This is a genomic window from Candidatus Poribacteria bacterium (assembly GCA_021295755.1).
Lineage (GTDB): Bacteria > Poribacteria > WGA-4E > WGA-4E > PCPOR2b > PCPOR2b.
On record JAGWBT010000157.1, the window covers coordinates 6,576 to 15,106 of the forward strand.

General features: G+C 50.2%; 7 protein-coding genes and 1 pseudogene. 2 read left to right on the top strand and 6 right to left on the bottom strand.

All coding sequences use genetic code 11. From position 1 onward, the window contains the following. Positions 1-2 precede the first annotated feature (2 nt). Positions 3-845: pseudogene (locus tag J4G02_19470) on the bottom strand (SMP-30/gluconolactonase/LRE family protein). Between the two features lie 800 nt (positions 846-1,645). On the opposite strand from J4G02_19470, the gene J4G02_19475 reads away from it, so the two are divergent. Further along, complete coding sequence (locus J4G02_19475) at positions 1,646-2,371, top strand: NAD(P)-dependent oxidoreductase (protein MCE2396714.1); 726 nt, start codon at positions 1,646-1,648, stop codon at positions 2,369-2,371. Here the strand turns inward: J4G02_19475 and J4G02_19480 are convergent. From J4G02_19480 to J4G02_19495, 4 genes are all read right to left on the bottom strand, one after another. Further along, positions 2,362-3,093, bottom strand: a complete 732-nt coding sequence (locus J4G02_19480) for an HAD family hydrolase (protein MCE2396715.1) — start codon at positions 3,091-3,093, stop codon at positions 2,362-2,364. The genes J4G02_19475 and J4G02_19480 overlap by 10 nt on opposite strands. A 50-nt stretch (positions 3,094-3,143) precedes the next feature. Continuing rightward, the gene (locus J4G02_19485) at positions 3,144-3,848 is read right to left on the bottom strand and encodes a phytanoyl-CoA dioxygenase family protein (GenBank protein MCE2396716.1); all 705 of its coding nucleotides are present in this window, start codon (positions 3,846-3,848) and stop codon (positions 3,144-3,146) included. 70 nt (positions 3,849-3,918) lie between these two features. Continuing rightward, entirely contained in the window at positions 3,919-5,571 is a 1,653-nt protein-coding gene (locus J4G02_19490; protein MCE2396717.1) for a thiamine pyrophosphate-requiring protein, read from the bottom strand. Positions 5,572-5,691: 120 nt separating this feature from the next. Beyond that, positions 5,692-6,855 (bottom strand): galactonate dehydratase, encoded by a 1,164-nt coding sequence (locus J4G02_19495; protein MCE2396718.1) that lies wholly within the window; start codon positions 6,853-6,855, stop codon positions 5,692-5,694. Between the two features lie 134 nt (positions 6,856-6,989). Here J4G02_19495 and J4G02_19500 point away from each other — a divergent pair, with 134 nt between their 5' ends. Further along, on the top strand, positions 6,990-7,931 hold the full coding sequence (locus J4G02_19500) for a site-specific DNA-methyltransferase (protein MCE2396719.1): 942 nt from the start codon (positions 6,990-6,992) through the stop codon (positions 7,929-7,931). On the opposite strand, the gene J4G02_19505 is transcribed toward J4G02_19500, so the two are convergent. Continuing rightward, positions 7,920-8,444 (bottom strand): hypothetical protein, encoded by a 525-nt coding sequence (locus J4G02_19505; protein ID MCE2396720.1) that lies wholly within the window; start codon positions 8,442-8,444, stop codon positions 7,920-7,922. The two genes, J4G02_19500 and J4G02_19505, sit on opposite strands and share 12 nt — an antisense overlap. Positions 8,445-8,531: the final 87 nt, after the last annotated feature.

Consider the following 8,531-nt stretch of genomic DNA (forward strand, 5'->3'; position numbering starts at 1 on the left):
TAATTAAGCGGCGTTCCCGTCTTGCCCAAGTCATAGTGTGTTATATGCCAACGTCCCAAGTTTGCGCTGAGAAATAGATCGAGGTTCTGACCGCAGAAGGCGATATTTGTCGGGGCGGCGAGCGCTGTGCCTTCGTAATCTTCCGCCAGCACGTCGAGCTGTCCGTCCGGCGTTAGCCGGTAGATTCGATCAGGACGGTAGCAGGAGATGTATAGGTTTCCTTCGGTGTCGAACGCCAATCCGTCTGGCACAGTCTCCGGTAGGTGAACCAGCGTTTCAACAGCCCCAGCGCTGCCATCGGCTTTGATTTCGACGCGGTCAACACGCGGTGGATTGAGACTCATGGCAACATAGAGGTATGCACCGGCGGCGTCCAATGCCACGCCGTTAGGGAACTGCGCGAGACTGCGACACCAGACCTCGCCCTTACCACCCGGAGCTACCCGAAAGATGCAACCGTTATCCTCTTTCCATCCGCCGGAGTGGGACACATACAGATTGCCGTGTCGATCGAATACGGGATAGTTAGCTGCTTCGAACGACTGTTCGTCCGTGCCATCGCAGTAGACGCTCACCGTTCCGTCCGGTTCAACCCGTTTAACGCCCCCGCTGCAAACATACAGGCGGTGCTTCGCATCTTGGGCAATGCCTCCCACGAATCCGCCAGTATTGGCAAACTCTTCAAATTCCCGCTGCTCCACGTTGATCCGGTATATCTGACCCAGTTCGCCGCCGGCATACGCAAAGCCATCACAGCCCCAACTGATACATTCAGGGTGATCCAGTCCACCGGTAAATCCGCCAATCAGAACAGAAACCTGTGTTTCCGTATCAAGCAGTGCCATAGTTTATTACCTCCATTGATGAGTCCATAAAGATATTAGTTCATATGAAAAATTAAAGCGCCATACGCTAAGCGCGTGAAACGTAAAACGTGAAAACCATTTGGTTATTGGTTCATTGATACTTGACCTACAGAGATTATAATACCAATTCTGGTAAAGGATAACGCATTGTTGAAGCGTGAAGATGATAGCATTTACTATGATGAATTAGAGAAATAAGTGGACATTTACCAATAACTTCGACCTTCACGAAGCTTCCAAAGTCCCCCTGATAAGGGGGATTATGTAATTCTAAAATCTACCATAAATTGGGAACATCAAAATGTCAATACGTCTGAATGTCTTTTGTAGCACGATCTGTTAGATTGTGATCCAAGCCCCGAATCGTGTGACAAAATTATTCAGAAACGGTATAAAAAAAGACGCTCACGTTAAGAAATCGTGCAATAGAGACCGAGTTTTTCCGAAAAAACTCGGTTTACCTTCGTGTTCCGCTCTTTCCGCAAGGCAGAATCCCGATGTATCGGGACTTGCACATTCTTTTTGCATGAGCCAAAAAAGAAGGTGAAATCCATTTGACATTATATCGGCTTGCGCGGAAATGTCAACGAAAAACATTTGGCAGTAGCGCTTCAGAAAAATCGGTCTATATAGCCTCAATGGATACCTGTATTGGGCTATCCGCCCATCTCTATATTTCGCCGGATATACGCTTGACTTTACGCAGAACAGATGGCAAAATAGATGAGGTGTACTAAATCTATTCCTAATTCAATGAAAAATTAGAAAGGGTAACAGAGATGTCACAAAAGAAGATACTTATTACAGGCGCAGCAGGTAAAATTGGGCGGGTCTTGCGCGATGGATTGAAAGACGATTACGATTTGCGACTCCTCTATCACAGGACTGTTTTACCGGCAGCGCCGGGCGAAGAGGTCCATATAGCGAGCATCAAGGATCTTGACAAAATGGTGGAGGTTGTAGGCGGTGTGGATTCGGTCGTTCACATGGCTGGGGATCCCGAAGTCGGCGCATCGTTTCAATCGGTTTACGAAAACAACATCTTAGGCACCTACTGCATCTACGAAGCAGCCCGTCGAACCGGCGTGCCTCAAGTTATATTCGCCAGCACCAACCACGTGACCGGATTCTATGAAATAGACGGTATCTATACAAAACCTGAAATGCCGGTGCGACCTGATAGCCACTACGGCGCTAGCAAAGCCTACGGCGAGGCACTAGGCAGATACTATGTCGATGAATTCGGGCTGCAGGTAATTTGTCTGCGGATTGGCACCTTTCAACCGGTGGAGTCGGTGCAGAATCGGACAAGTGATCGCATCCTGTCCACCTGGTTAAGCCACCGAGATATGGTGCACATGACCAAACAGAGCATTGAGGCAGAGTCGGTGAAGTTTGGCATCTACTATGGTATCTCCAATAACACACGCGCCTACTGGGACACCGATAATGCTCGGAAAGAAATCGGCTACGCCCCCGAAGACAACGCCGAAGATTATGCTTGAGCGCCGTTCGCGGACAAAATTGTCGCCATGACGTTTTGGGTATCGCTCAAATCGTCAAAGAGGACGTCCGGTTGATATGGTGTTAGCTCTGCGCGAGAATATGTGCCGGTAGCCACGGCGATGGCATAGGCACCGGCGTGACGAGCGCACTCAATATCGCGGGGTGTATCCCCAATAATCACAATGTCTTTACCGGTGAACCTTTCACCCGTTTTCTCAAAAGCGCGACACGCAGCGATAGCTGGGAGCGCATTACGGGAGCGTGCGTCGTCCCCGAATGCACCGAATTGGAAAAAGGGGTTCAAATTAAAAACGTCCAACTTCGCAGCCGCGCCACCTTTATTATTGCCAGTCAAAAGGCCGGGCAAACACCCCTCGTGGTCTGCCACCGCTGAAATTAATTCCCGTACACCGTCCAACAATATTACATTCGCACCTGCCGCTTTGCAGCCTTCTCTCAAGAGTTTAGCGATCCGGTCAAAAATATCTGGCAGCAGTTGCTGGATGGTGCTTTCGGGAAGAACACCCTCCAAGATATCGTGTACAATCTGCGTGTCCATCCCACCCGACATTCGCACCCGTCCAAGTGCGGGGGTCGGATTGTCCCCGAACATCTTCTTTTCGTGGCAGACCTCCTCGATCGCTTGGTAGAGAGCCCTGCCTCCAATTCCGCCTGTACTCAGTATCGTGCCATCAATATCAAATAGAACCAATTTTCTCATCTATGGTAGTTGCCCTCAGGTTGCTTGATCATCTCTTTTGCATATTTCGGCTAAAATTTGGTATCATTCCCTTTATAAATCCGCTCGCCGCGCACCAGAACCCGCTTCGGATTATCAAGAGAAAGTTCATCGCGGGTATGATACCCCAATGTCATGCTCATACGCGTACCATCTGTCCGATTTGTGCCGGCAGAATGAATTATCATGCTGTCAATGGCAAGTAGCCCACCGGCTTTCATGGGGACGGGGACAACCTGACCCAAAGCAATTTGATGCACGAGTTCTCCATCATTCAGATCCACGAAGTCCGGCAATATGTGCGACCCCGGCACCACATGGGTGCAACCGTTTTCCAGATTGGTATCCTCAAGGTAGACCAACACTGTTACGATGGTGCGTGACCAATGTCTCACATCGCGATGAAGTTCTAACGAAGCAGTTGAATCGCGGTCACGAAGATAAACATGGTTATGCCGATTACGCACAAACTCAATATTGGGACCCAATATCGATTCCAACGGATTGAGGATTTCGTCACACACGATTGTCTCCTGAAAGATGCCGCCGCGCCCCCACAGATCGGAGATGCGAGTCACCCATCCGTCTTTATTACGCGCAACCGGTTCGACCTCTTGCCCAATATCATTTAATGCCGCTGCTTTCAGTGCCGCCACAAGGTCATCGTTCAACCGTGTCGGTAATTTAACGAAACCGTTATGTCGAAAAAGTTGTACCTCTTGAGGTGTGAGTACCATTGTGGTTCTCCCCGTTTCTGTTTTGTACTTGTCTCCAGTCCCTACCCTAATCCTATTAACCATAGCCCGGCTATATAGGCTTAAAATCGTTGCCGGGACCGGATGAACCTCTTTCTCGTGTTGTCATAAACTCAAGCAATACTGGAAGTCCTTCCTCCTCAGTGACACGTCGGGCACGCTGAAATGCGGGAACGATTTCTGCGGGGTTTTCAATCCGCTCTCCACGACCGCCCATCGCACGCGCAAGGTCTGCGTAATCACTGCCAAGATTGCTGACCTGATATTCCGCTTCTGCAACGCCTGTCGCTTCGCCTGCCATCCCACCGTTGTTAAACAGCGTTACAATAATAGGAACCCTTTCCCGTACAGCGGTTTCAAAGTCCAAGCCTACCATGCCAAACGCTGTATCTCCCGTAACGTAGGTGCAGACTTTTTCCGGCTTCGCCAACTTGGCACCGATGATGAGCCCCAAGCCGGTGCCCAACGCGTGGGATCTGCCCCAACCGATAAAGCTACGCGGTCCGGCAGACCGATAAAAGCTGATCATCCGTTCACGAGGGCTGCCCGCGTCATGGGTCACAATCGCATCTTCAGGGGGAATCGCTCGCATCAAGTCCCAGATCACACGAAAGGGGGTGATGGGGGTCTCATCACTGGTGAGTTTGGGCATCCAGTCACCGAGCCACTCTGAATTGATGGATGCAATTTGTGAAGCCACATCGTCTGTTGACCGAGCCTGATTCCCTGTAATATCTTTGCACGCCTCTAACAGTTGGCGGAGGATTAGCTTGGCATCTCCGACGATGGGATAGTCCGCGTCAAGGTCTTTCTGAACGTCAACGGGATCGTTTGTGGCGTGAATAATCGTCCTACCCTCCGGCAGTCGCATCGCCATAACGTGATCGGTAAAGCTGCAGCCAATTCCGCATATCAGATCGGAGGAGTGCAAGAAATGGTGCAGCACTTTGGGCATTGAACCCGTTGCACACCCTAACGCAAGCGGATACGATTCAGGAAACGCGCTTTTTCCCATCAATGTCGTCAGCACGGGTACAGCTAAGTATTCGGAAAGTTCCCGCAATTCTTCCGTCGCTTCCGCGTACAGAACACCCTGTCCAGCGATCATGACAGGACGCTGGGCACTGCATAGTGCTTTGGCAGCAGCCTCAATATCCCTCGGATCACCTTGGGATTTGACGGGTTTCACATGAGAGGTGCCTCCATTGAAATCACCCACCTCCTGCATCGCTACGTCAGCCGGAATTTCGACCATCACAGGTCCCGGTCTACCCTGCTGCAGCGCTGCCAAGGAACGACGCATTACACCGTGGATGCGCTCCGTAGAGGTCACCACTTCGACCCGTTTGGTGATGGCAGCATAGCTTACCTCCGACCGAAACAGCGGCGAAACCCCCTGCCTGTCAACTGGGTGTCCAAGCGGCAACAAAAGCATCGGAACCGAGTCGGAAAAAGCGGTGGCTACACCTGCGAAACTGTTTTCGGTTCCCGGACCGTATTGCATAGCGAAGACCCCGGGGGTGGCTCCATTTGTGACCCTTGAATATCCGTCCGCAATATGCACCCCAACCCGCTCCTGCCGGCAGATAATCGGACGGATACCTGCTTGGGCTGCGGCTTCAATCATCGATGTCGTGGGAAAACAACTCAAGTATTCGATCCCTTGCGCTTTCAACGTTCTCGCAATTGCATCTATCGTTTTCATGCCAACCCCTTCCGTTAGACCAAACTGTTAATGTTTATGGGTGTACAAGCCCTGAACACTCCCATCTTATCCTGACATAGTTCTACCGCATCGTCAAGTAGAAAAGCGGTCTACACTACACTATCCCCGCTGAAGGCTCCACGGCATCGCCATAATTTGTTCCATGCCCCCCTCATCCAACGAAACCCCTAACCCCGGACCTTCCGGCACCGGTACACAACCCTCATCGTCGAGTACAAACGGCTCTTTGAAGTACCCTTTACCGATTAAGGTACGGGAGCCATCGCGCGTGTCATTCACTTCGTTGTGTTCTTGTACCAAGAAATTAGGCGTGCAGGCGTCTAGCTGGATTGAGGCTGCCAGTGCGAGCGGACTAAGCGGACAGTGCAACGCCAGCTTGGCGTAAGCAGCTTCGCCCATCGTCGCAATTTTGCGGCATTCCGTAATACCACCTGCGTGGCAGATGTCTGGTTGTAACACGGATAAAGCACCGCGTGACAGTGCATCGAAGAAGATCCATTTGCCCATCCAGACGGTAGCGTTTTGTGTAATTTGGGCGAGAACGTCTACCCGTTCAACAGGCATCGGCTCTTCGACAAAAAGCGGTCGGTGCGGAGTCAGTACCTCAATGAGCTGTTTTGCGATTGCTGGGTGCGGGTTATGGATGTCTACAGCCACGTCAGCGTCTGGGCCCGCCCCTTCGCACACGGCAGCGAATTTTTCCCCAAACGCCTCCACCTGTGAAGTAATTGGCAAGTCATCCCCCGGACCAAAGTGAACTTTCAGACATCGGAAACCCCATTCCTCGGTCAGCACTCGCGCTGCTTCCCTATAGGCCTCCGGCGAGTCGGGTATCAGCGAGTTTTCCGGCGGTCTACCGGCGCGGTAGGGTTGTCCCGGCTCCACGCACCAAGGGAGCCCGCCACCAGTCGCATGATACATACGAATTCGGTCATGGCACGCACCGCCGAGCATCTTGTGGATAGGCAGCCCCGCCGCTTTGCCCGCCAAGTCCCACAGCGCAATGTCAATCCCACTGATCGCGCTCATCTTAATGGGACCGCCCACATAGCCCTCGCCATACATCAGATGCCACAGTTCTTCGACGCGGCAAGGGTCTTTTCCAATCAGCAGTGGCTCAAGCCGCTTAACTTCGGTGATAACGGTTTCTGAATGATTCTCAAGGTGCGGTTCGCCCAGCCCGGTCAGTTCGGTGTCGGTATGTATCCGCAACCAAACCCAACTCGGTGGCACTCGCAGAATTTCGAGTTCAGTGATTTTCATAGCTCTCCCTTATACTGTAAATACCTTTGACAAATATAGATTCACACGTTACCATATCATCCAAATTAGACAATAAAAGATTACGACCAAAAAGAAACGAACATCACAGAAGTCGAAAATAATTAAGGTGCACTATGAGCGCTAAAGATCTATCCGGATATGCCTTTGAATATGGGCACCATTTCTTCAAACGGTCCCTGATTATTCATGCAGACTGCTTTGAATGGATGGAACATCTCCCCGAAAATAGTTTACATGCTATCGTAACTGATCCGCCGTATGGGGTAAAAGAATACGATTTCGACCAACTAGAAAAACGGACGAATGGAAATGGCGGTATTTGGCGTATTCCACCCGCTTTCGATGGACATCAACGTTCGCCTTTGCCCCGATTTACTGCCTTGAATTATGCAGAACGCAGTCGTATGCAGGACTACTTCTGTCAATGGGCTAAACTCGCTTTAAGGATATTACGCCCCGGTGGGCATGTCTTTCTGGCTTCAAACACTTTTCTCTCTCAAATTGTCTTTACCTCTATCATCGACGCCGGCTTTGAATTTCGCAGTCAGATTGTCCGGTTGGTTAAAACACTACGGGGTGGTGACAGGCCAAAGAACGCGGAGAAAGAATTTCCTGATGTTTGTACACTGCCGAGAGGCTGCTATGAACCGTGGGGTCTTTTTCGCAAACCCATTCCAAACGGAATGAAAGTCAGTGATTGTCTAAAAGCGTTCCAAACGGGTGGGCTGCGCCGTAAACCAAATGGGAATCCCCCTGAAGATGTCATCGAAAGTGAACGCACTCCACAAAATGAACGGAACATTGCCAATCATCCAAGCCTGAAACCACAGTCCTTCCTTCGTCAAATCGTTTATGCCTCTCTGCCGCTTGGTGAAGGTATTATCGTAGATCCATTTATGGGCTCGGGTTCCACAGTTGCGGCTGCTGAAGCGGTTGGTTATTCTTGTATTGGTCTTGAACGTTACGAAGAGTATTATATGATGGGCCAGCAGGCAATCCCCAAATTATCTCAATTATCAACAAGAGACACCCAATTAAGCCTGTCATTCACCTAATTGGTATATCCAGTTCGCCCTCATTTTCTGTGTGCCGTTTCGGTTTACGCTCGCAGTAATTGTCCGCCGGCTCGCCGCTGATCTGCCTGAAAAATTCCAATCCTCTTTTTCTAGTCTAGCAGCGTACACCCCTTTGAATTGAAATGGTCTCGGAGCAATTCCCCTTTGCACATCACTAACAGTATTACTGTCAAAGTGAAAGACCATAAGCCAGATCGCTTCTGGGTTATGCCCTTGCCAACCGCTTGCATGACGAGATGCCTTGATTTCAACACCCTCACTCGAATATTGAATCGCATCGTTGGGAAACATTCCATTTGGAACTAAATCTGGATGTCCATTGTGATATTGATTTTTCACCAAACTGGAGCAGTACTTTGGGATACTGATGTTCGCGAATTCACCAACGATGCTGCTGAAATTCGCCGGCATGAGAAAACTTTCGAGCCGAGGTATCCCCTTTTCATAGAGTTGTTGATTGATGAAGCCCAAGAAAGCAATGAAGTCATTCATTGCCTTGCTTACCAAAAAATCCTTTAGGTCTAAAGCCCAAGCATTAATACTTGGGATACAGATTGCTTTAGCAAGTTTTATGCTTGA